The following is a 23,039-nucleotide window of genomic DNA, read 5'->3' on the forward strand; positions in this document are numbered from 1 at the left end:
TACTAAACTAGGTACAAATTGAATTTTCAAACTTTAGATCTTTATTAGCCCAAAGTCTCCAAGGAGCTTTACCTGAAGACCACATCTCTTCTAAAACATTTTTATCACGTAGTGTATCCATAGGATGCCAAAAATCATGATGAAAATAGGCAGACAACTGACCCTGTTGAACTAAAGTCTCTAGTGGTTGCTTCTCCCATAAAGTATTATCACTATCAATATAATTAAGAACTGACGGAGATAAAACAAAAAAACCTCCATTAATCCAAGCACCATCGCCATGAGGTTTTTCCTTAAATGCAGTAACTTTTTGGTCAGAAATTCTTAGCGCTCCAAATCTTCCTAGTGCTTGCACTGCTGTTAAAGTAGCCAATGTTTTTTGAAGTTTATGATATTCTATTAATTTATAAAGATTAACATTACCCAATCCATCTCCATAAGTAAAACAGAAATCCTCATTATCGAGATAAGGCGCTACTCTTTTTAGACGACCGCCCGTCATAGTATGTTCACCTGTTTCTACTAGGGTTATTCGCCAGGGCTCTGCATTATTCTGATGAATTTTCGTCTGATTTTTGGTCATATCAAAAGTAATATCCGATGTATGTAAGTAATAATTTGAAAAATACTCTTTAATCAGATAGCCTTTATAGCCTAAACAGATAATAAAATCATGAATCCCATAGACTGAAAATATTTTCATGATATGCCAAATAATAGGCTTACCGCCTATTTCGATCATGGGTTTAGGTCGCAAACTGGTTTCTTCACTGATACGAGTTCCAGCTCCGCCTGCTAAAATAACCGCTTTCATAAAACAATCCTTTTTCTACTAAAAAATCAATTGCTAGTAGCCTAATTTTAAATTCTTGAAAATTTTAATTTAAACGTAAAATCAGCTTCTTTCTGTTTTCCATCAACAATAGCCACACCATTCTTATAACATTTTGTAGCCGAAGCCCACCAAGAGATAGCATTACCACTAAAACTATTTGGAGAGGTTAATCGTAGTAAATAAGTATTCCCCTTTTGCATTTTAATATTTGGGAGCTTAAAAGATTCCCAAGCATTATCTTTTATAAATAGTGCAGATCGCTTATCTATGTACAGCTGTTTATGATTTTTGGTAAGCACTTCTAACTGAATAACCGTATTATTTTCTCTGCGGTATGTAGCTAGAAATAAATCTATTTGTTTAAGTTCTGAACCTTTCGCTTTAAAGCTTTGTTCAAACACTCTGCTAGCAGTTAACTCTCCAAATACTTTTTCTCTAATAGGATTTATAATATATCTATTAGAGTTCATATAATTTAGTATAAACACAATAATGGCCGGAATAATAAAAATAAGTATTCCTATATAGTACCTTTGTCGAACTTTAGTATATAAATAATTCCTTAATTCAAATGTTGTGTCTGTAAACAAAAATTTATATTTAAGAATTAGATTCAAAGTTAAATATCCCCAAAAAAGAGAAAGATAGACATTGACACTAAAACTTTTAAATAACCCAAACAACATACTCATACTTTGCACTTGTTGAAAAGTTATGTGAAATAATTTTGCCTGAAACATATTTAAATCAACGTTATCTTGAAACGATAAAACCGTATAAGCAATAAAAAAAAACATCCCGAACAAGTCAAAAAGCAAAAATTTTGAAATTTTATTTTTTTTAGCCAAAGCTGTGGTTAATGCCATAGCGGGCGTTACAAATATTAACCATTGCGGATGCCAAGAAATAAATAAGAATGGAAATATGCTTGCAAAAAGAAAGATAAATGCAGCTACTTTTTTATAATTCTTGTAGAGATCTAAATAATAAGTTATCCCGGATAATATTAGAAATATAGCAAAAATGTAATATACTTTCTGACCATTATAGGTTAAACCTGCCGAAAAAACACGCGCAATAGGTGAAAATCCTAGTACACCCGTAATATACGCTGGTGAATGTATATATAATATTTGAGTAATAACAGTTGGTATTGAAAAAATTAAACCACATACCATTATTTTTATAATTTTTTTTTCAAAGAATAATAGTAAAGGTATAAAAACAAACAAGGGAAAATATTTAAAAGTAATTGCTAGCCCAAATAAAATCGAACCTATATAAGGCTTCTTTTTTAAAAAAATGAAAAACCCGAATAAAGTGAAAAAAACATAAAAAATATCATATTGGGAAAAAATAAACTGAGAAAAAATCGCTAATGGAGAAACAAACCAAATCCAGGTAGAGTAAATGCCCCATTCTCGGTTTTTTTGGTAAATTTGAGTCACGCGATAAAATACTAATCCCGTAGCAATATACACCAAAGTAGTCAATACTTTTAACCAATAGACCAAATAAAGAGGAAAATAAAGTGGCGTTTTGATTATGCCTAAAAGTTTAAGGGGGTATAACCATAATGCAAAAATTAAAAATATCGATGGTGGATAGCTAGCTGGCTCAAAAATACCTTTACCTTGTATTTTTTTACAATTTTGGTAAAAATCAAGTGGATTTCCATACAAGTAATTTAAAGAATTCCATCCTGTAGCAAATATATCATAGTGGAAAAAAGCAAAATAACAGAATAAAAACAGTAATCCTCCAAGAAGGTAATCTACTGTACTTAATCGAAAGGGAGAGAATATAGTTTTTTGATTCAATTGCCAAAGTTCCATTTTGTTAAACATTCACTGGCCTTAACATAGGTCAAGCCTTTTTAGGGTATATGTTACAACGCTTAAGTATTGGGTACAATAACCTCTTTAAGAAATTTATACAGATATTTTATTTTATTTGTGAATATGCCATTAAGGTTTTTAAAATGCCTGTTGAAAACGTCTCTTTAGGTTGCCAATTTAACTCTTTACTAATTTTTTCCGCATTGATTGCATAACGCAAGTCATGCCCAGGCCGATCCTTTATAAAAGTTATTAAATCTAAATATTTATAACTAACAGGCCTAACGTTGCTTAAAATTTCACAGATAACCTCTATAACTTCCAAATTAGTTAATTCAGTATTTCCACCAACATTATAGCTTTCACCTAATTTTCCGTTTCGAATTACTCTATCTATTCCACTACAATGATCTTCTACAAAAAGCCAATCCCGAATGTTAGAGCCATCACCATAGACCGGAATAGGTTTTTGTCGTAAGCAACTATCAATAATGGTAGGAATAAGCTTTTCATTATGTTGATAGGGTCCATAATTATTTGAGCAATTGGTAATAGTAATAGGAAGTCCATAAGTATTATAATAAGCACGTACCAGATAATCTGAAGACGCTTTACTGGCTGAGTAAGGAGAATTAGGTCGGTATGGCATTAGTTCAGTAAACGCTGGGTCATCCTTCTGTAAGCTGCCATACACTTCATCGGTAGAGATATGGTGAAATCGACAAGCAAATTTGCTTAAACCCTGTTCTTCCAACCAGTATTTTCGACATGAATCTAATAAAACAAACGTTCCTGATATATTGGTTCGTATAAATTCTTCGGGTGTATTAATCGAACGATCAACATGTGTTTCGGCCGCAAAATGAACAACCGTATCCACTTTAAATTCTCTCAATAAATTTAATACTAAATAACTATTCAGTATATCTCCCTGAACAAAACGATGTTGCGCTGGCAAGTCTAAATTTTTTAAATTATTTAGTGATCCCGCATAAGTAAGCTTGTCGAGGTTAACTATAAAGATTTCTGGATAATACACTTGGGAATATTTCACAAAATGACTTGCAATAAAACCTGCACCACCAGTGACTAAAACATTTTTAGGTGTATACATCATAATAAAATATTCACTACCTTTTTTAAACCATCGAACCAATCATTAGGTTTAATATGAAATACTTGCACAATTTTGTTACAAGACAGTTCTGAATTAAAGGGTCTCTGTGCAATACTGGGATATTCTAATGCTGAAATAGGTATAACTTTTTTTAAGATTAACTTCTGCCGTTGCTTTGCTTCATCTACTATTTTCTTGGCAAATTCATACCAACTTAGCGTGGGTGTTCCTGTATAATGGTAGGTACCCCAATCGGTCTGACCCTTATATAGGCACCCTATTAATTTTAGCAGCGTCTGAGCAATATCTACCGCATAAGTCGGAGAGCCCCTCTGGTCAGCAATAATTCTTAATTCATTTTTTTCGTTAGCTAACCGAATAATATTTTTCACAAAATTATTACCGTAAACTCCAAATACCCAACTGACTCGTAAAATGATATGTTTATACCAAGTTTCTCTGAGTAAATTTTCGCCGCTTAATTTACTTTGGCCATAAATAGACAACGGTTGGGCTTGATCTTCTTCGGTATACGCTAATTTTTTTTGGCCATCAAAAATATAGTCCGTTGAAATATGCAGCAAGGGTATATCGTATTTCTTAGCGATTTGTGCCAAGTAGGCTATGCCCGTCGCATTAACTAAAAAAACATTTTCTCTTTCCAATTCTGCTTTATCAACTGCCGTATAAGCTGCAGCATTAATAATATAATTTGGTTTAATTGTCGCTAATACATACTCAATTTGTTCGAGATTTGTAATATTAAGTTGCGTGCGTGTAAAAGAATATAATTTTAAGTTACGATTTTTTGCTAAATTGACAATTTCATTACCTACTTGTCCATTTGCACCTGTTAATAATATTTTTCCAGAAAAAGACATCAAAATAATCTCACTAGTTAATTTATCTCGCTAGATTTTTTATAAATACCATCTTTTATACCTCTGATAGCAGCTAATAAACTTTTTTTAGGTTCAGGAACAAAGGGTATTTTTTTAATTTCCAATATGTTCCGAATCAATATAAAAAAACGAAAATCAAACGGATATTGTTTCTCTCTAAAAAGAAAAAAGCTATTCCGTATTGTATAATAATACCGCATGGGGTTTTGATAAAGCATAAAGCTATTTTTGTTTGTTTTAATTTCACCAATAGTATGTTGAGTCTGAATTTTTTTTAACCTTTCAACATGATAATCTTTAGAAAGTGCACGCAAACACCACTCTAAATCAACTAAATCAATAAAATACTCTTTTTTAGGATAGCCAATATTCTTTAAAGACTTCACTAAAACTAACATCCCAGAACTAATAATAACATTATTTACCCTATATATATTATCTATTTTGCTTGTAATTTTAAATCTTTTATTCAATGCTTTTTTCACAAATTTCACAAATTTCACAAATTTCACAAATTTCTTAAATTTCTTAAATTTCTTTTGATACCAATCATAAACTCTAGGATCTTTCCATGAAGGCCCAATGGCTACCAAACGAGAATGTATTTTTTGTAATTGATAAAATTCTAATATCATACTATTAACAAAATATTCGGGAAGTTGAGTATCTTGATCTAAAAAAAGCACAAAATCAAAATTCTCTGATTCAGCCATTTCACAAGCATAATAATGTGCGCCCGCGATTCCTACATTTTTAGTACTCTTATATAAAATAACTTTTTCAGAATCAATGTAATTCAAGCTATGCTTATCAGATGCATTGTCAAATAATAAAATCTTTACCTGCTCATAATCCAAACAAATACGAATAAGCTCTAATATTTTATTTTTATCTGAATTATAAAGTACAATATTAATTAATATGCGGGGTTCAGACATGCAATTTTTTCCATGGGATAATATTTAACTATTTAGCTGATATTTTTTTTAATAAAAAATCCATCCTTAATACCTCGATAAGCTGCAATAAAACTTTTTATAGGTGCTGGTGAAAAAATTATTTTTCTTAATTTAAATAAATTTCCTAGTAAAATTAAAATTTTGTAGGAGAGCAGGATATTTTTTTCATGAAATAACAAGAAACTATTACGTAGTGAATAATAATAACGAATAGGTTCTTCATATTGAACAACTAATTTACTCCATTTTTTGATTTCACCTATTCTATGCAACATCTGTACATCAGGTAACATAAATATCTGGTAACTTTTGTATAAAGCCCGTAAACACCATTCGGTATCCACTAAATCGATAAAATATTCTTTTTTTGGATAGCCAATATATTTTAAAGTAGGTACCCAAATTAACATTCCTGAACTAATTAATACCTGCTTTAAATTCGGTGCTTTTAAGAACGTTCTTAGCTTATCTTTTAATACTCTAGTTTTTGACTTTCCAAGCTCAGGATCATTCCATGTTGGTCCAATAGCACACAAACGAGGATAGATTTTTTGTAATCGATAAAATCCTGAAAGCATGTCATTTAAAAATCCCGAGGATAACTGACTGTCCTGGTCTAAAAATAGCAAAAAATCAAACTTTTCTTCTTCCGCCATTTTGCAAGCGGTATAATGCGCCCCTCCTACACCGACATTTTTGGGGCTTTTAAATAAGATAATATTCTTATTATCACTGATCTCAAAAGATTGTGAATCTTCACTATTATCAAATAGTAAAATTTTCATTTCTTCATATTGAGAACAAACACCAATGAGATCTAATATTTTGTTCTTATCGGCGTGATAAAGGACGATATTAATTAATACCGAAGGTTTAGACATCATAGTCATAAGCTATTTTAATAAAGTTCAATATACCTTACACTAGAAAACATTTAAAGCTCACGTTAAAATTTTGATTTAAGCAGAAATTAACAAGGAAAATTATCCATGAAAGGTATCATATTATCAGGCGGTTCCGGTACCCGTCTACATCCCATAACCAAAGGGATTAGTAAGCAATTGCTACCGGTTTACGATAAGCCCATGATCTATTATCCGCTTAGTGCTCTCATGTTGGCAGGGATTCAAGAAATTTTAATCATTACTACTGTTGAAGCGTTGTCCCAATATCAGAGTTTGCTTGGAACAGGTGAACAATGGGGGATCGATCTCCGTTATTTAACCCAAGACAACCCTGACGGTTTAGCCCAGGCTTTCATTATAGGTGAAAAATTTATTGGCAAAGATTCAGTAGCGCTTATTTTAGGTGATAATCTATTCTATGGAGAGAAACTTTCCGAGATCTTAAAATCTGCCGCCGGACAACAAAAGGGAGCTAAGATTTTCTGTTATTTTGTCAATGATCCCGAACGTTATGGTGTCGCGGTATTTGACAAATACCATCGCTTAATTGATATTGAAGAAAAACCCAAGCTTCCTAAGTCCAATTGGGCGGTTACGGGTCTTTATTTTTATGATAATCAAGTCATTGATATTGCGAAAAATATTAAGCCTTCTAAACGTGGCGAATTAGAGATTACCGATGTAAATCGTCACTATTTAATACAAGATCAACTTTCACACCAACTGATTCGCCGTGGCAGCACCTGGTTAGACACCGGAACGCATGATGCCTTGTTGGAAGCTTCCCATTTCGTGCAAGTAGTCGAAAAACGGCAAGGCTTAAAGATAGCTTGTTTAGAAGAAATCGCCTGGCGCAAGGGGTTTATCAGTGATGAAATCTTAGAAATTTCTGCACATAAATTACTCAATAGTAGTTACGGTAATTATTTACTCGACATCCTTAAAAAAGAATTATGAAAATTATTCCGACCTCGATCCAAGATTTAATTTTAATCGATCCTAAATCGTATCCAGATGAACGAGGCTTTTTTTTAGAAACTTTTCAGAAAGAACGTTATCAACGTTTACTAAAAAAAGATATTTATTTTGTTCAAGATAATCTATCTCGTTCAAGGAAAAATGTATTGCGTGGTCTACATTATCAGATTAAACAACCGCAAGACAAATTAATCACAGTCATCCGTGGAAGCGTATTTGATGTTGCTGTGGATATCCGAACTCAATCGGCTACTTTCGGGCAATGGTTTGGTGTGATTTTAAATGATGAAAACCATTACCAGTTTTTTATACCCAAAGGGTTCGCTCATGGATTTTGTGTACTGAGTGACATAGTCGATTTTCATTATAAATGTAGTGATTACTATAATCCTGACGCTGAACAAGGCATACTTTGGTCTGATCCTAATATAGCAATTGATTGGCCTTCGCAAGCACCAATAATATCCCCAAAAGATAAAAATTATACTTATTTAAAAAACTTACCGTCTACTTTATTATTTTAACAACCATTTCCAGGAGTAATATAAAGCTGATTTACTTGCAACCCATGCCATCTGTTTATCTTGATAAGCCGCTCTTTGCCAGACATGTTTAATTCTAACGCTTGGTGAATAAGCTATTTGGGAAATACTTGCCATACGTCGACCCAAATCGGAATCATCATAATACATAAAAAATTTCTCATCAAAACCTCCTAAACGTTTGAGCAGATCCAATCGACAAAACATAAAACAACCGGTAGGATTACTTAACTTAAACATCACTTCGTTATAATTTTTATCTTGCATTTCAAAGTGATTTAACTGTTTATGAAATATTTTTTTAAAAAAATTCGGTGCAAAACGACGCAAAAAACTTATCCAAAGACTAGGGTTATGTCGACAAAGGTGCACTCTTTTCTCATTCATATCATAAACATCTGGAACTAACATACCAACGTACGGATGTCGTTGCATAAAATCAAATGCGTTTTTCAGTGAATCCGGCATTAAATAAACATCATTATTAAGAATAAGGTGATATTCAGCATCACTTTTAAATATAGCTTGGTTATGACCATAGCCATAACCGCCATTTTTAGAGGATACAATATAATCAATAGGTAAATTTACAAAAAAATTTTTAATGTTTATCGCCAAAGCATTATTTTTTTGTAATTCTAAAGCGCCATTATCTACTAGGGTAATTTCATAAGAAATAGCTTGTGGTATTGCACTCAGTAGGCTTAAAAGACAATCTTTAATTTGTAAAAAGCTTTCTCCATACACAACAATGCTGATTGAAAGTTTGATTCGATACATTAATTTATATATCTTCCTATTGTTTAGCCACTATGGTCGCAATAGAGGTTCTTGTTGAAACAAAGTCTAAGCTTAGTTAACTTGAGAATAAAACTTTAAGCCTTCTTCTAGGCCACCCACGTATTTAAGCTTTCCCTTTTCTAACAACACGACTTTATTACAAAGCCTTTGAATCGTTTCGTTAGAATGTGAAGCTAAAACCATAATACTGGATTGTTCAATAAACTCTGCTAAACGTGCTTCTGCTTTTATCTTGAACGCCGCATCTCCAGCCTCTATCATCTCATCCATCAATAGAATATCTGGCTTTATACAAGTTGCCACTGCAAAAGCTAAACGCAGTTGCATTCCTGCAGAATAAGTACGTATAGGTACTGACAAATATTCGCCTAATTCCGTAAAATCTGCAATTTCCTGCATTTTCGCTTTAATCTCTTTTTGCCCAAGACCTAACAAAAGTCCGCGCACTAAAATATTTTCGTAACCTGTTGATTCTTGGTTAATCCCTAACATGACATTCAAAAGAGGAGATACGCTACCCTGTATATGGATACTTCCTTGCGTCGGCTCATATATCTTAGCAAGTACACGTAGTAAAGTACTTTTTCCTGCGCCATTATGCCCAATCAAACCCACCCGATCTCCATGCTCTAAAGTAAAGCTGATATTATCTAAGGCTTTAACAACGACGGTATGCGCTGTCTCCTTACGTAAAGCACCGCCCGTTAGACGCAAAAAACGTTTTCTAATTGAACGTGCATTTAGATGGTAGATAGGAAAATCAACTGTTAAGGAATTAAGTTGTATTAATGCCATTACAAATACTCATTACAAATACTCATTACAACCAATAGGCAATTCTAGCACGATAGCGGCTGAAAATTATAAATGCAGAAAAAATACCTAATATAGTCAAACTTAAAGTTGTGATTAACGTATAGTTTGAAGGTAATGCACCTAATAAAGGGCTTCTAAATAATTCCATAAATTGTGCAAAAGGATTTAAGTCAATAACGTAATGATAACGTGCGGGTAAAATACTCGGAGACCATAAAATAGGGGTTAAGAAAAAAACAACTTGTATTAAACTGGCTACTAATATCGGTATATCGCGAAACCGTGTCCCCAAAAGAGCCAGTATAGTGCTATAAGAAACTGCGTTGATCCAGAGTATCAATAAACTGATAAATATAAATAGTGTACTGAAATTAATTTTAAGATAAAAAAATAATATCAAGGGAAGTAATACTAAGCTATTATGAAAAAATATAATAAAGTTTCGCGTAACCGACTGAAACAGAAAAAATGAATACGGCTGTTTCATTTGTTTTATGAATTGATCAGCACTGACAAACGTCATCGTTCCATCATTAACGATCAATGAAATTAAATTCCAACCCAAAATTCCTGTTGCAAGAAAAGGGTAATAGACGGCTAAATCCATTTTGAATAGATGACCATAGAGTATGCCCATGGTGTAGATAGTAATCGCCATACTGATGGTGATCCAAAATGGTCCTAATGTCGAACGGCGATAACGGAGTTTTACCTCATGCCAAGCAAGTAATAACCAAATTCGCCAGGATTTCAAGCCCTCTGCAATATCATTCCAAGCAAGATAATATTTTTTATACAATGCGGGTTTAACCATAATTCTACTATTGTGTTATTTTAACTACATAAAATCTATGCATGAATATAGAATCTATTAAATTACAAAAAATTGGTGGGAGTATGGGTTGGGCTTTCAGTTAAATGTTTATGCTGCAATTTTGCTGCCTCGACAAAACCTACAAATAATGGATGACCATCGCGTGGATTCGATGTAAATTCAGGATGAAATTGACAACCTATAAACCAAGGATGATTCTCTAACTCAATCATCTCAACCAAAGTTCCATCTTCGGAACGGCCAGAAACGACTAATCCAGTCTTTTCTAATGAGGGTAATAATTGATTGTTAACTTCATAACGATGCCGATGGCGTTCAATAATACGATCACGACTATATAATTCTCTCGCCTTGGTTTCTTTTTTTAGACAGCAAATTTGGCCACCTAAACGCATCGTACCCCCTAAATCTGAATCTTTATCGCGTTTTTCAAGTTGGCCATCCGCAGTAGTCCATTCTGTTACCAAAGCAACCACTGGATAAGGTGTATCCGCATCAAATTCAGTACTATGGGCATTGGTTAATCCCGCTACATGACGAGCAAACTCGATCAAGGCCGTTTGCATACCTAAACAAATCCCTAGATAAGGTATGTTATTTTCACGCGCATATTGCGCCGCTAGAATCTTTCCGGCTATTCCTCGTTTACCAAAACCACCGGGTACCAAAATAGCATCCAAGGGCTCCAGTAGTTTGACGCCCTGTTGCTCTAAAGCTTCCGCGTCGATATACACTACATTCACATGCGTATGTGTTTTAATGCCTGCGTGTATTAAGGCTTCACTCAAGGATTTATAGGAATCCGCTAGACCCATATATTTTCCAACCATACCAATTTTTACTTCGGCGGTAGGATTTTCTTTGGCCGCCACGACTTCTGCCCACGCTTTTAAATCGGCAGGTGGATAATCTTTCAAACCAAAACGTTGTAATACCCTTTCATCAACACTTTGTTGGTGCAATAACAAGGGTATCCGATAAATATTATTCACGTCGGGTAAAGATATGACGCCTGATAGTTCAACATTAGTAAATAAAGCAATTTTTTCACGTGCATGCTCTGGAATTTCTTCCTTGGATCGACAGATAAGCATATCGGCCTGAATACCGATAGAACGTAATTCTTTGGTGGAATGTTGGGTAGGTTTAGTTTTAATTTCACCTGCCGTACTAATATAAGGGACTAACGTCAAATGAATAAATAAAGTAAATTGACTACCCAGTTCAATACGTAATTGACGAATCGCTTCTAAGAACGGTAAAGATTCAATATCCCCGACCGTTCCGCCAATTTCGACTAAAGCAATATCGGCTCCGTGCGCACCTTTTAATATGGCTTGTTTAATTTCATCGGTAACGTGCGGAATAACTTGCACGGTACCACCTAAATAATCACCGCGGCGTTCTTTACGTAATACTCGGGCGTAAATCTGCCCCGCAGTAAAATTATTGTCTTTAGTCATTTTTGCACGAACGAAACGTTCATAATGACCTAAATCTAAATCGGTTTCTGCTCCATCTTCCGTAACAAACACTTCACCATGTTGATAAGGACTCATCGTTCCTGGATCAAGATTTAAATAGGGATCCAACTTGAGCAAGCTAACTTTCAGCCCACGAGACTCTAAAATGGCTCCTAAAGAGGCTGCAGCAATACCTTTCCCTAAGGAAGAAACCACTCCTCCCGTAATAAATATATATCGTGTCGCCATTTAAGAGAGTTGAACCTCCGAAAATAAATGATTATTTAGCCAATTTGCTAACAAATTAGCGACAAAACTAGCCGCTTGGGACTCGCTCATAAAGCCTTTATCATAAACTGCTTCACAAACATCTGCAAAACAAAAACCTTGTTGTAATAGATACAAAACTAATGCTTCCGCCTCAGTTAAAGCTATTGCGTAAGACTGTAATCCTTTACGCCAAACTACGCAATGATTCTTAATCATCCGTACTTCTGGTACGGGTTTTTCTTGAACTAAGGCTTGCCATATCGCATAGCTATTATAATTAAAGCTAAAATATTGTACTGAAGGATGAAATTTAAAACATAAAGAGGGCCAGTTTTGTTCAGCAATATTTGCTAATACTTCAAAATTCAAACAAGGCGCATCAGCTGCTTCTAAACTCGTAATTAAGCCCTTAATTAATTGCGTTAATTCACTCAAATAGAGTTGTTCAGAATAAGGTGCTTGTTCGGTTAGAAATTGTACTAATGGCTCACTAAACTTTGCTATCGAATAAAATTGCGATGGATAGGTATCAATAAAGACTTCTGCCAGCACGGTAAAGGCTTCATCGCCTAATAGCTTAGCTAACAACCCATACTCTTGATGTAAAGCATCAATTAAACGCCAATCATAGGCATTACGATAGACGGCTAAGCGTTCGTGTACCGTCCCTCTTACTGGCAACACTAGCTGGTTTAAAATTTGCTTATCTTCTCCCATTAAATGGGTTTGCAATCTATGTTGCAAATTAGCTAATGCAGACATTTTCCTTCCAAATATTTTTTGCTATCTTTTTAGCCTGTTGCAACTCAGCAAATAAAACTGGAAACTCAGGTATCTCGTCATCACGTTCTATCATGGTCGCAACTCTCCCAAATCGTTTTACTGCTTGCGCATAAAGAGACCAAACTCCATCGATAATAGGTGCATCATGTGTATCTATAATATAATCCCCACAATTTTTATGTCCTGCTAAGTGAAACTGTCGTACTCGATGGATAGGGATCGCGTTTAAATAGTGTAATGGATCAAAATAATGATTTACAGAACTCACATAAATATTGTTAATATCAAGTAAGATTAAGCAGTCCGCTTGTTCAGCGATAGCCGTTAGAAATTCCCATTCCGTTACCTTGGAATCACGATATTCGATGTAACTTGAAACATTTTCTAACAAGATCTGGCGACCTAAAAAATCTTGTACTTGTTTAACGCGATCAACCACGTGTTTCAAAGCTTCTTCAGTATAAGGTAATGGCAATAAATCATGCGTATTTAAGCCATCAACTCCTGTCCAACATAAATGATCGGAAATCCAAACAGGTTGTATTTTATCAGCCAACGCTTTTACTTTTTTTAAATATTCCCTATTCAGGGGATCACAACTTCCTATCGACAAAGAAACGCCGTGCATCACCAACGGATAGTGCTCGCGTATACGATTAAGATAATGTAGTGGTTTACCACCGGGCACTAAATAATCTTCAGTAATTGCTTCAAACCAATCTATTTCAGGCCGATGTTCTAAAATGTAAGAATAATGTTGGGTTCGCAAACCAAGACCAAAACCTAGAAAAGCATCCATTGTCAGGAACTAACCTATAAAAAAATCTTTTAATAAGAAAAGCCGCGTATCAATACGCGGCTTTATTGTACATAGTCACATGGCTAATGAACAGCCATAAATCACTGAAAACTAATTATTATCCATTCATTTGACTGGTTGTATTTTCAGCGGTTCTGCAATGACGACGGTGGTGATGTCTTTTTGGAGGACACGTTCTACATCTATTCATTTGCTTGCATCGGCTCATACATTTACATGTATTACATGGAGGCACGCAAGGTGTTGCACAAGGTGTTTCACAGATTGGTGTATTTTCTGGAATGTTGCGCGCACCTGTTGCACAACCAGATAAAAATATAGCAGCTGCAGCAGCAGCGATAACTAAACCTGACTTTTTCATGATCATGATCACTATCCCCTGTAATAAAAATGGATAAGAAAAATTTTTCTGTCACTAATACCCACTGCTTATAGCATTACACTATAGAACAGCTAGTGACACTTAGTTTTTATACATAATTGTAAAAGAATGCAAGTATTTTTTAAATTTCATTAAATAAACGCACAAAAAATAAACTATTTTGAATTTTTTACTAACAAATTGCGACAATAATTGACAACAAAAAAATAAAAAATAAAAAATAGTAAAAAACTCATAAACATTACACTTTCATTAAATCGATAATAAAAAGCGCACAAGCCAACTAAACCTAATACAAAATTTGCACTCCCGAAAAGAATATTAATTTGTAAAGGAGAAAAATTTAAAGCTAATAATAAATGGTGTCCATGTTGTCTGTCTGAAAAAATAACCGATTGACCTTTTATTAACCGATAAAGCATCACGGCAGTCGCATCAAATAACGGGACCGACATAATCCACAACATCGTCACGGGCGTTATCGGCCGAAAGTTGCTTTGTGAAAGCTCAATTAAAAACCAAACTAAAGAAAAACCTAACAACATACTCCCCGCGTCACCCATAAATAGTTGCGCATAGGCACGACCTGGAAAAGGAAAGTTAAAGCAAAGAAAACCTAACACACTGGCTGCCAATAACAATAATAGAGTAGCCACTGGAAAATGCTGTGTCGTCATCGCGCAATAAATTAATAAGATTAATTCCACTAAAACTAAAGTTCCCGCTAAACCATCCACTCCGTCTATCATATTGATGGTATTAATAATTCCCAATCCGGCAATTAACGTCACTATTAAACTGGTGTAATGCCCTAAATAAATAGCTTTTAAAAAAAATAGATTACCGAGATAGGTAATATAAACATTCCCCCAAAAAATCATTAACAATACCGCAATAATTTGTGCAAGAAAACGACTTTTCGCTGATAACTCTCGAAAATCATCTAACATACCCACAAAAACTAATAAAGCCGATCCCGCAATAAAACTACGATAATTTTGCAGGGAAATGGGCAACGTTAACAAGCCGACTAAAAAACCCATCAGCATTGCTAAACCACCAATCAAAGGAATATTTCCTTGATGTTGTTTTCGAATATCCGGTGTATCAATTAAATTTAATCGCAAAGCGAGTGGACACAATAAAACAACACAAAAAATAGTAACAAAAAAAGTTATTATTACAGAAAAAAAAATCATCATATAATTGCCTACCTATTATAGGACTAGATCTCATTATATTTTAAAAATTAGTTGGGGATTATGGTGGATTTATATATCACAGAGTTATTTTTCCATAGGTAGCTAAATAGAATTTAGAAAAATTTTATGGTAATAATTTCTAATCCATTTTTTAAACTTATTAATCTCTAAACTGCATACTATAAAGTTTGGCGTAATAACCATTTTTTGCGAGTAATTCTTGGTGTGTTCCTCTTTCTACGATACGACCCGCATCTAAAACTAAAATCTGCTTTGCTCTTTCTACCGTTGAAAGTCGATGGGCAATAACCAACGTAGTGCGATTATGCATAAGTTCTTCTAATGCCGCTTGAATGTGGCGCTCAGCTTCGGTATCTAATGCAGAGGTTGCTTCATCTAAAATTAAAAAGGGAGAATTTTTAAGTAAAGCGCGTGCAATTGCAATCCTTTGTCGTTGACCGCCGGATAGTAACACACCATTTTCACCAATTAAAGTATTAAGGCCTTGAGGTAATTGTTCGATAAACTCCATGGCATGGGCTGCCCTAGCTGCACGTACTATCATTGACTCACTCACATCACTTAATTGTCCATAAGCAATATTATGTGCAATGGTGTCATTAAATAATGTAACGTGCTGGGATACTAAAGCAAATTGACTACGTAAATCTTTAAGTTTTAGTTCACGGATATCAACCCCGTCGATTAAAATTTTTCCTAAATAATTATCATAGAAACGTGGCAATAAATTCACCAACGTAGATTTTCCACTCCCTGAACGCCCAACCAAGGCAATCGTTTCGCCGGGATTTATTTTAAAACTGATATCCTCTAAAATAGGTTGTTGAGATAAATAGGCAAAACTTACCTTTCGATATTCTAAACAACCTTTAAGTACGTTAAGTGTGTGTGTGCCTGCATCTAATTCATTTTTTTCATCTAATAAATTAAAAATGCTGCCCGCTGCAGCAATCCCACGCTGTATGATGCTATTCACCGCCGCTAAATTACGCATGGGTTTTAGTAATAATAACATGGCCCCTACCATGGAAGTAAATCCACCCGCAGTAATATGTGTTAAATGTGAAATGGCTAAGTAAATAGTCACTACGGCAATGGCACCGGCAATAAGTTGCACACCGGAACTAGCAAGAGAATTCGTCACAACCACCTTTAATTCACGAAAACGATTCCTAGCTAATAAATTTTTAAATTTTTTAATTTCATATTCTTCGCCACCAAACGTTCTTATCACTTTATAACCATCGATAACCTCTTCTGCCACTTGCGTCATTTCACTCATTGATTCCTGAACGGCACTATTTAAGCTACGCATACGTCGACTAGAATAGCGCGCTATCCAAATCATGGTTGGAACCGTAATAAAAAACAATAGGCTCAACTGCCAACTCGCCATTAACATGACAACAATTAATCCCAGCACAAAAAAACTTTCTTGTACTAATGTAATTAACGCATCGGTACTCGCATTGGCCACTTGATCCACATTATAAATAATGGTAGAAAGTAATTGGCCCGATGTTGTATTGTCGTAAAATTTAGCGGGTAAACGTAATAATTTAACCAATATGTCTTGTCGTATATTCATCACGACACTTCTTGCAACCCGTGCTAAGCAATAACTAGATGAAAAATTCGCTAAGCCGCGAATTAAAAAAGCAAAAATTAAAATAAAAGGAAGATAATGTATAAAATGTTCATCTTTATCGACAAAACCTTTATTCAGCAAGGGTTTTAAAAACCAAATAAGCCCGGCATCCGTGCTGGCTAATAAAATAGTCCCAATGATACCTAATAAAAACCAACTCCAATAATGGCGAAGGTAATACAATAAACGTCGATAACTATAAAAACCCGTATGATATTGCGATGTCTGTTGTTCTGTCATATCTTTTCTTAATTAAATGGCAGTACCACCCACGGTTAACGCATCAATTTTTAATGTAGGTTGTCCGACACCGACAGGAACGCTCTGACCTTCTTTACCGCAACTGCCAATGCCATTATCTAATTTAAGATCATTACCAATCATAGAAACTTGCGTTAACACATCAGGTCCATTGCCAATCAAGGTCGCTCCTTTAACAGGTCGCGTCACTTGACCATTCTCAATTAAGTAAGCTTCACAAGCAGAGAATACAAATTTTCCTGAGGTTATATCCACTTGCCCTCCAGAAAAATTCACCGCATAAATCCCTTTTTTTACTGTCGCTATAATTTCTTCTGGAACATAAGGACCGGGCAGCATATAAGTATTCGTCATACGCGGCATCGGTAAATACGCAAACGATTCGCGACGACCATTTCCTGTCGATTGCGATCCCATCAATCGCGCATTTAATTTATCCATCATATACGCTTTCAAAATACCCTTCTCAATTAAAACGGTACGTTGAGTAGGTGTACCTTCATCATCAATAGTCAGCGATCCGCGCCGATTAGGCATCGTTCCGTCGTCCACTACCGTACATCCCGCTGAAGCAACACGTTCACCCATTCGACCTGAAAATGCAGAGCTCCCTTTACGATTGAAGTCTCCTTCTAAACCATGGCCTACGGCTTCATGCAATAAAACACCTGGCCAACCAGGCCCTAACACGACCGGCAGCGTACCTGCAGGAGCTTTCACTGCCTCTAAATTCAATAGTGCTAGACGGACTGCTTCTTTTGCTAAGTCAGTGGCCACCTGATCCGTAATAAAATAGCTATAACCGGTTCTACCACCCCCCCCAGCAAAACCTTGCTCACGCAGCCCTTTATCTTCTGCAATCACACTAATATTTAACCGAACTAAAGGACGAATATCAGCCGCCATACCACCCTCACTATTAATCACTAGGATCACTTCTTGTGCCCCTACTAAACTGACATTAACGTGTTTAATACGCGGATCACAAGCACGTGCCACTTCATCTACTTGACGGAGTAAGCTTAATTTTTCCTGTTCTGTCCAGGAAGAAATAGGGTTAATCGGTTGATATAATGACTTTAAAAGCGGATTTTTTTGCCAAGCGTGAATTTGGCCATGCTGTCCAACTTTAGTAATACTCGCAGCCATGGTGGCGGCAGACTCTAAAGCGGGTAATACAATATCATCGGAATAGGCAAAACCGGTCTTATCACCGCTGATGGCACGTACGCCAACACCACGTTCAATATTAAAGCTTCCATTTTTAACGATACTATCTTCTAATACCCAGCTCTCTAATTGACTGGCTTGGAAATACAGATCAGCCATATCCACTTTAGGCGTTAATAAGCGGCCTAAAATTACTTGCAATTGATTTTCAGTCAGTCCAGCGGGATCTAATAAGGTTTCACAGGCTAAAGTTAGATTATTTTTCATCATACTCGCCATCCTAACTTAGCTGAAGTCAGGATGCAATTTTACTCATCTCAACAAATTTAATAGCGATTACTCCCTCTATCTATAAGTAGATCGAGGAAATAAAATACTAGATTCAGATGGATTGAAGTTATTAATCTCTGGATAAATAAAAAAACCTCCTGTTTGGGTGTATGCAACTAATTCCAACCGATCGGTTTGTTTATCTGATTGTGTTTTTATTCTTTTAATGGGATTAATGAATTGTCTTTCATAATTTAAATATCTGAAACTACGCAAACCTATATCAATCGTTTCATTCTTTTTTACAAAGTCATTAATTTTCAATAATAAAGCTTGTTTAAAAATGGTAGGACTTTCTTTAATACACCCTTCTAATCGATCATAACCAATAACTTCTGTGACAAAAATCTCTGGGATACTAAAAAAATCGAAAGTTGCAAATAAGTAGTCCAAAATTACAGTAGCTGTTATTGATTTTTTTTCTATTAATGTTGAGAATACGTGTAGTAAGTGAGGAAAATACCATTTATCGCCGTCATGACCAAATTCAGTTCTATTGAAATATCGCTTTAGCTCTGCATTTTTTAATTTTTCTAAAAGACTATCAGGGGATTTTTCTAACCAAATCGAAAAAAATTCGACTGCATCAGAAAAACTTCGATTCACATTAATACATTTCTTTAAAATAAATTTAAGATAGAATTCAAATTCAAGGTTAGAAATTTTTTTCAATTCAGTAAGCAAAAGATTAATTAATCCTTCACCTGCAGCACAATCTAGATAAAAAAAGAAACTATGCTTTTTTAGGTTTACGTTTCTATTTGGAAATAAAGAAATTTTTTTTTGTGCTCTTACTGGCATAATACCTCTTGTTGCACTTATTTTATAAAAATAAGTGCAACAATCTATCGTAATATATTGTTGAGGTAAACTCTATGTTGGTTTTTTTATTTGATAGGTTTAAGCAGAAGTTTTAACTACATCCGGCTTACTCCAAGATCCAGTAATATGATAGGACGTCTCAGCAATTTTTTGTACGGTAGAACCTAATACCGCATTGGCTAACCAGGTTACAACACCGGCAACCGGACCACCTGCCAATCCAACAATCACCGGTAAACTGGATGTAAAATGCGGTACCACTTTAACCACTAAATCATAGTCCTTATTTAACATTCCAATTCGTCCAGCAATACTTATTGAAGCAACTGGACCTTCGATAGTCACATCACGAGTGATAGCATTACCATTTCTTAAAGTAAAATTACCTTGTAAATTAGTAAAATCAAAACCTTTAGTTTTTAAATCACTAAAATCCAACTGCAAGCGTTTAGTTAAGCTTTGTATGCTTAAAAAAGTAAGTAATCGACCAAAATTTAATTTAGCTTCGTTACTCGATCCAATATCAACAATCTGACCATTGCTGGCCGTAAAAGAAAAATACCCCTTAAGTTTAGTAAAGCTCACCTGATAGGGGGCACCCTGCCAATTCAAATTAAATCGCATATGGCCTTGTTCCGCGATGATACTGGCTGGCAAACCCCAGCTTCGTAAAAAATTGCTTAAATTAGCGCTATCTAATTGTCCTCTCAATTCGGTGAAATGACCCGCATGCCATGCACCACTTGCTATAAGATGATAATTGGCATCCCCTGCATTTAATTCTCTAACTAACACGCCTCCAAGCATGGGACTTAATTTTAACTGCACTGCTCCAAAGCTCATCTCTTTATAACGCACTTCTCTAGCGTTTAAATAGATCTTAGGTAATTGTTTAAAATTCCACGTGTTGATTCCTTTAGACTCAATCGATGAATCTAAATTGATAATATCAAAATTGGCTACGATCGGTTGTAAACTACTTTTAGGTATCAAAACCGTGCCTTTAGCCGTTTGATTATCAATACTGAAACGCCAGCCATTTTGTTCAGGTTTTAAATGCGTCAAGAGATCATCATAATGAATCGTTATTTGCAAATTTGGTACGGAATGAATAGCCAATTCTATGGGCTTTTTCCATAATATTCCCGTCAATTTTTCGGCAGATATGCCATCCTGGTTAAAGGTGAAAGGTCCTATTAATTGTTCTAATTGAATATCATGCTTTGGAATTTTTAACTGAGCATTTTCAATCTGAGCTAGACCCAGTAATTTTAATTTTTGTTTTCCTGATTCGAGAGGAATAGCTATTTGCATACTAAGCTGCAAAGGGCCTGTTAATATTAAATTTTTTAATTGACTTAAAACTCCTTGAGCCAAAGGTGTTGCCAGCAAAAAGGCTTGGCCTTTTTCTAAACGAGTATCAATTTGACCACTAGCAATATGTAATATAGCTTGGACGTTTTTCTTAATTATCGGTATATTGGCCTTTATATTCTTCAATGCCGTATCTTGCAACTCGGCAGAATTCACTAAGACTTGCATTTGCCGACCAGAAAAAATAAGTTCGCCATTAATTTTTTTCAAAATAGGCCAAGCTCGCTCGTAGTTTAAAGTAACCTCATTTATTTGTGTATCAATTAAAAAAGTTCCCTTATGTTGATCAAAAGGAAATTGATTCACTGGCCCCTGTAATACTAAACTTCCTAAGCCTGATCCTTGACTAATAGCGGTACTAAGCCAATGATTGAGCTCTGGACCTAATAAAGTTTGCGGTAAATAATAGCTAATATGCGTTGAATGATTTATTTTCACATGAGCTAATAAACTAATCTGGGACTGAATGGCATGTTTAGGAATTAATAACGAAAACTGTGAGTTAACCGAAATATCCTGATTAGCGGCTTCAAATTTAGGGACTTCGATTAGCCATGCATTATCTTTTTGCTGCCAATTCAATTGACTCGATAAACTATCCAAATGTATCGGAGCTTTAAATAGTTTATTAAAATCTAGGCTGAAATTGTTAGAATGCGCAATAAGATTTCCCCTGTGCGGTGTCATATGCAAATAAGCATCTAATCCTTGGATTCCTGGAGTTTTTTTCCCCGCTTGCACACCGAAATGATGAACCATCGCCCCTATACTCCAGCTATTCTGGCTAGTAACTTGCCAAAGTATATTCATGAAAAAAGGAGAAAAGGAAAGCGTGGGTTGTTTATCAATTTTTACCGATGCTGCCTGTAAGTTAGTGATCAACGCTTGAAATTGCGTAAAATGATCCCATTGCCACGTGGCCCATAGTTTAAAATTTGCTCTCGCATTTTGTAGCTGCAAGCTGGGTTTCCACTGATTAAACCATCGATCCAGAAAAATATTTTGGCCGTGTATATAAATAGGTCCGCTAAGATGGTTTTGAGAAGATGATAGGAGGGAACCACTCAGATCGACTTTAAAATTTAATTCAGAAAATTTTTCTTGTAAAAAACTCAATCGCCCACTTAATTGATGTCGATCACTGCTATTTTTTAATAGTAAATTTATGTGCATTGTCGGCCATACAGGACCCGATTTTGGATAAAATTTTAAATCCGCATTTTCTAAACTTAACTGCGGTTCAGCTAAAAACCATCCTATTAATTCATTCACGGCATTCGAATTAGGCGCAGAAGTTTGATCGAATAATGTGTTAATTCCATTAAAAATTAATTGATTATCTTTAGTTTGGTGAGCAACCAACTGAATACCATTCACACTAACCGCACCTAATTTAATACCTCCACTCAGTAAACTATTGAAAATATCAATACCTATATTAAGCTGATTAACACTTAATAGAGGATGGGTTCGAGCGTCATTCCAAATAATAACTTCAGAACTATGAAAAATAGGTGTTAAGCCCTGCCATGCCACAGAAAATTGCTTAATTTGCACGGGTTTATGCAATATTTTAGCAGCTAAGTTTGAAACCGATTGTGCTTGTTTGTTTAAATAGGGTGTTAAAATTCGTCCTGCAATGACTATCAATGCAAAAAAAACGATACTACTCGTTAAAAACACGATGAGTAAGCGTAATATTGAATACAGTAATTGTTTCATTCGATGGATGCCAAATAAAATGAAAATCGAACGTTAGCTGGTCTATAAAATATCCAAATTCAAATTGTTAAAAACAAACTTAATATAGATGTTTTCTATTAATTAAATAACGTCTCATAAGCTTGTGATTAAATATATACTCATTATACTCATTGCACCTCAAGATGCGAGTTTACATCTTCAAGTGCGCGCGATATATATTTTATATAGTAAAATTTTTATTTTTTAACGCCAATGATAATC

20 protein-coding genes are annotated in these 23,039 nt (G+C 34.9%); 3 read left to right on the forward strand and 17 right to left on the reverse strand.

Going from position 1 to position 23,039, the window contains the following annotated elements:
* Positions 1 to 7: 7 nt before the first annotated feature.
* The 6 genes from rfbF to A1D18_RS03510 all read right to left on the reverse strand — a co-directional run bounded on the left by rfbF (position 8) and on the right by A1D18_RS03510 (position 6,535).
* A complete protein-coding gene (rfbF, locus tag A1D18_RS03485; protein WP_071662425.1) occupies positions 8 to 814 on the reverse strand; it encodes a glucose-1-phosphate cytidylyltransferase in 807 nt (268 codons plus the stop codon).
* Positions 815 to 861: 47 nt separating this feature from the next.
* On the reverse strand, positions 862 to 2,670 hold the full coding sequence (locus tag A1D18_RS03490) for a glycosyltransferase family 87 protein (protein ID WP_071662426.1): 1,809 nt from the start codon (positions 2,668 to 2,670) through the stop codon (positions 862 to 864).
* Between the two features lie 109 nt (positions 2,671 to 2,779).
* Positions 2,780 to 3,790, reverse strand: a complete 1,011-nt coding sequence (gene rfbB, locus A1D18_RS03495; RefSeq protein ID WP_071662427.1) for a dTDP-glucose 4,6-dehydratase — start codon at positions 3,788 to 3,790, stop codon at positions 2,780 to 2,782.
* On the reverse strand, positions 3,787 to 4,671 hold the full coding sequence (gene rfbD, locus A1D18_RS03500; protein ID WP_071662428.1) for a dTDP-4-dehydrorhamnose reductase: 885 nt from the start codon (positions 4,669 to 4,671) through the stop codon (positions 3,787 to 3,789). The genes rfbB and rfbD overlap by 4 nt, the downstream gene beginning before the upstream one ends.
* A 17-nt stretch (positions 4,672 to 4,688) precedes the next feature.
* Positions 4,689 to 5,630, reverse strand: coding sequence for a glycosyltransferase (locus A1D18_RS03505; protein ID WP_071662429.1), 942 nt, complete (start codon positions 5,628 to 5,630; stop codon positions 4,689 to 4,691).
* Between the two features lie 32 nt (positions 5,631 to 5,662).
* Entirely contained in the window at positions 5,663 to 6,535 is an 873-nt protein-coding gene (locus A1D18_RS03510; RefSeq protein WP_171910814.1) for a glycosyltransferase, read from the reverse strand.
* A 105-nt stretch (positions 6,536 to 6,640) separates the two neighbouring features.
* Here A1D18_RS03510 and rfbA point away from each other — a divergent pair, with 105 nt between their 5' ends.
* Together rfbA and rfbC are read left to right on the forward strand one after the other, a co-directional pair.
* Positions 6,641 to 7,513, forward strand: coding sequence for a glucose-1-phosphate thymidylyltransferase RfbA (rfbA, locus tag A1D18_RS03515; RefSeq protein ID WP_071662431.1), 873 nt, complete (start codon positions 6,641 to 6,643; stop codon positions 7,511 to 7,513).
* Positions 7,510 to 8,058 carry a dTDP-4-dehydrorhamnose 3,5-epimerase gene (gene rfbC, locus A1D18_RS03520; protein ID WP_071662432.1) on the forward strand — a complete coding sequence of 183 codons (549 nt, stop codon included), beginning with the start codon at positions 7,510 to 7,512 and terminating at the stop codon, positions 8,056 to 8,058. The genes rfbA and rfbC overlap by 4 nt, the downstream gene beginning before the upstream one ends.
* On the opposite strand, the gene A1D18_RS03525 is transcribed toward rfbC, so the two are convergent.
* The 6 genes from A1D18_RS03525 to bufB all read right to left on the reverse strand — a co-directional run bounded on the left by A1D18_RS03525 (position 8,050) and on the right by bufB (position 13,843).
* Entirely contained in the window at positions 8,050 to 8,856 is an 807-nt protein-coding gene (locus A1D18_RS03525; RefSeq protein ID WP_071662433.1) for a glycosyltransferase, read from the reverse strand. The two genes, rfbC and A1D18_RS03525, sit on opposite strands and share 9 nt — an antisense overlap.
* Positions 8,857 to 8,928: 72 nt before the next feature.
* A complete protein-coding gene (locus A1D18_RS03530) occupies positions 8,929 to 9,672 on the reverse strand; it encodes an ABC transporter ATP-binding protein (protein ID WP_071662434.1) in 744 nt (247 codons plus the stop codon).
* Positions 9,673 to 9,697: 25 nt separating this feature from the next.
* Complete coding sequence (locus A1D18_RS03535; RefSeq protein WP_071662435.1) at positions 9,698 to 10,507, reverse strand: ABC transporter permease; 810 nt, start codon at positions 10,505 to 10,507, stop codon at positions 9,698 to 9,700.
* 62 nt (positions 10,508 to 10,569) lie between these two features.
* Entirely contained in the window at positions 10,570 to 12,240 is a 1,671-nt protein-coding gene (locus A1D18_RS03540; protein ID WP_071662436.1) for a CTP synthase, read from the reverse strand.
* A complete protein-coding gene (locus A1D18_RS03545; RefSeq protein WP_071662437.1) occupies positions 12,241 to 13,023 on the reverse strand; it encodes an HvfC/BufC N-terminal domain-containing protein in 783 nt (260 codons plus the stop codon). It abuts the gene before it with no gap.
* Positions 13,007 to 13,843: an MNIO family bufferin maturase gene (gene bufB / locus A1D18_RS03550; protein WP_071662438.1), complete on the reverse strand. Its 837-nt coding sequence runs from the start codon at positions 13,841 to 13,843 to the stop codon at positions 13,007 to 13,009. Before bufB ends, A1D18_RS03545 begins: the two co-directional genes overlap by 17 nt.
* A gap of 215 nt (positions 13,844 to 14,058) precedes the next feature.
* Here bufB and A1D18_RS03555 point away from each other — a divergent pair, with 215 nt between their 5' ends.
* On the forward strand, positions 14,059 to 14,262 hold the full coding sequence (locus A1D18_RS03555) for a hypothetical protein (RefSeq protein ID WP_071662439.1): 204 nt from the start codon (positions 14,059 to 14,061) through the stop codon (positions 14,260 to 14,262).
* 139 nt (positions 14,263 to 14,401) lie between these two features.
* On the opposite strand, the gene A1D18_RS03560 is transcribed toward A1D18_RS03555, so the two are convergent.
* The 5 genes from A1D18_RS03560 to A1D18_RS03580 form a co-directional block, all read right to left on the reverse strand.
* Positions 14,402 to 15,448 (reverse strand): MraY family glycosyltransferase, encoded by a 1,047-nt coding sequence (locus tag A1D18_RS03560; RefSeq protein ID WP_071662440.1) that lies wholly within the window; start codon positions 15,446 to 15,448, stop codon positions 14,402 to 14,404.
* A 160-nt stretch (positions 15,449 to 15,608) separates the two neighbouring features.
* A complete protein-coding gene (gene msbA, locus A1D18_RS03565) occupies positions 15,609 to 17,357 on the reverse strand; it encodes a lipid A export permease/ATP-binding protein MsbA (RefSeq protein WP_071662441.1) in 1,749 nt (582 codons plus the stop codon).
* A 12-nt stretch (positions 17,358 to 17,369) separates the two neighbouring features.
* Positions 17,370 to 18,815: a metalloprotease TldD gene (tldD, locus tag A1D18_RS03570; protein WP_071662523.1), complete on the reverse strand. Its 1,446-nt coding sequence runs from the start codon at positions 18,813 to 18,815 to the stop codon at positions 17,370 to 17,372.
* A gap of 78 nt (positions 18,816 to 18,893) precedes the next feature.
* The gene (locus A1D18_RS03575) at positions 18,894 to 19,679 is read right to left on the reverse strand and encodes a hypothetical protein (protein WP_071662442.1); all 786 of its coding nucleotides are present in this window, start codon (positions 19,677 to 19,679) and stop codon (positions 18,894 to 18,896) included.
* A 99-nt stretch (positions 19,680 to 19,778) separates the two neighbouring features.
* Positions 19,779 to 22,796, reverse strand: coding sequence for a YhdP family phospholipid transporter (locus tag A1D18_RS03580; RefSeq protein ID WP_071662443.1), 3,018 nt, complete (start codon positions 22,794 to 22,796; stop codon positions 19,779 to 19,781).
* Positions 22,797 to 23,039: the final 243 nt, after the last annotated feature.

It is taken from the genome of Candidatus Rickettsiella isopodorum (genome assembly GCF_001881495.1).
Lineage (GTDB): Bacteria > Pseudomonadota > Gammaproteobacteria > Diplorickettsiales > Diplorickettsiaceae > Aquirickettsiella > Aquirickettsiella isopodorum.

Bases quoted from the DNA above. Each gene is read 5' to 3' on its own strand.
- tldD (WP_071662523.1), bottom strand. From the start codon at position 18,815: ATGAAAAATAATCTAACTTTAGCCTGTGAAACCTTATTAGATCCCGCT.
- rfbD (WP_071662428.1), bottom strand. From the start codon at position 4,671: ATGTCTTTTTCTGGAAAAATATTATTAACAGGTGCAAATGGACAAGTA.
- bufB (WP_071662438.1), bottom strand. From the start codon at position 13,843: ATGGATGCTTTTCTAGGTTTTGGTCTTGGTTTGCGAACCCAACATTAT.
- rfbF (WP_071662425.1), bottom strand. From the start codon at position 814: ATGAAAGCGGTTATTTTAGCAGGCGGAGCTGGAACTCGTATCAGTGAA.
- A1D18_RS03525 (WP_071662433.1), bottom strand. From the start codon at position 8,856: ATGTATCGAATCAAACTTTCAATCAGCATTGTTGTGTATGGAGAAAGC.
- A1D18_RS03560 (WP_071662440.1), bottom strand. From the start codon at position 15,448: ATGATGATTTTTTTTTCTGTAATAATAACTTTTTTTGTTACTATTTTT.
- rfbB (WP_071662427.1), bottom strand. From the start codon at position 3,790: ATGATGTATACACCTAAAAATGTTTTAGTCACTGGTGGTGCAGGTTTT.
- A1D18_RS03580 (WP_071662443.1), bottom strand. From the start codon at position 22,796: ATGAAACAATTACTGTATTCAATATTACGCTTACTCATCGTGTTTTTA.
- A1D18_RS03490 (WP_071662426.1), bottom strand. From the start codon at position 2,670: ATGGAACTTTGGCAATTGAATCAAAAAACTATATTCTCTCCCTTTCGA.
- A1D18_RS03510 (WP_171910814.1), bottom strand. From the start codon at position 6,535: ATGATGTCTAAACCTTCGGTATTAATTAATATCGTCCTTTATCACGCC.
- A1D18_RS03535 (WP_071662435.1), bottom strand. From the start codon at position 10,507: ATGGTTAAACCCGCATTGTATAAAAAATATTATCTTGCTTGGAATGAT.
- A1D18_RS03505 (WP_071662429.1), bottom strand. From the start codon at position 5,630: ATGTCTGAACCCCGCATATTAATTAATATTGTACTTTATAATTCAGAT.
- A1D18_RS03540 (WP_071662436.1), bottom strand. From the start codon at position 12,240: ATGGCGACACGATATATATTTATTACGGGAGGAGTGGTTTCTTCCTTA.
- A1D18_RS03530 (WP_071662434.1), bottom strand. From the start codon at position 9,672: ATGGCATTAATACAACTTAATTCCTTAACAGTTGATTTTCCTATCTAC.
- rfbC (WP_071662432.1), top strand. From the start codon at position 7,510: ATGAAAATTATTCCGACCTCGATCCAAGATTTAATTTTAATCGATCCT.
- A1D18_RS03545 (WP_071662437.1), bottom strand. From the start codon at position 13,023: ATGTCTGCATTAGCTAATTTGCAACATAGATTGCAAACCCATTTAATG.
- rfbA (WP_071662431.1), top strand. From the start codon at position 6,641: ATGAAAGGTATCATATTATCAGGCGGTTCCGGTACCCGTCTACATCCC.
- A1D18_RS03575 (WP_071662442.1), bottom strand. From the start codon at position 19,679: ATGCCAGTAAGAGCACAAAAAAAAATTTCTTTATTTCCAAATAGAAAC.
- msbA (WP_071662441.1), bottom strand. From the start codon at position 17,357: ATGACAGAACAACAGACATCGCAATATCATACGGGTTTTTATAGTTAT.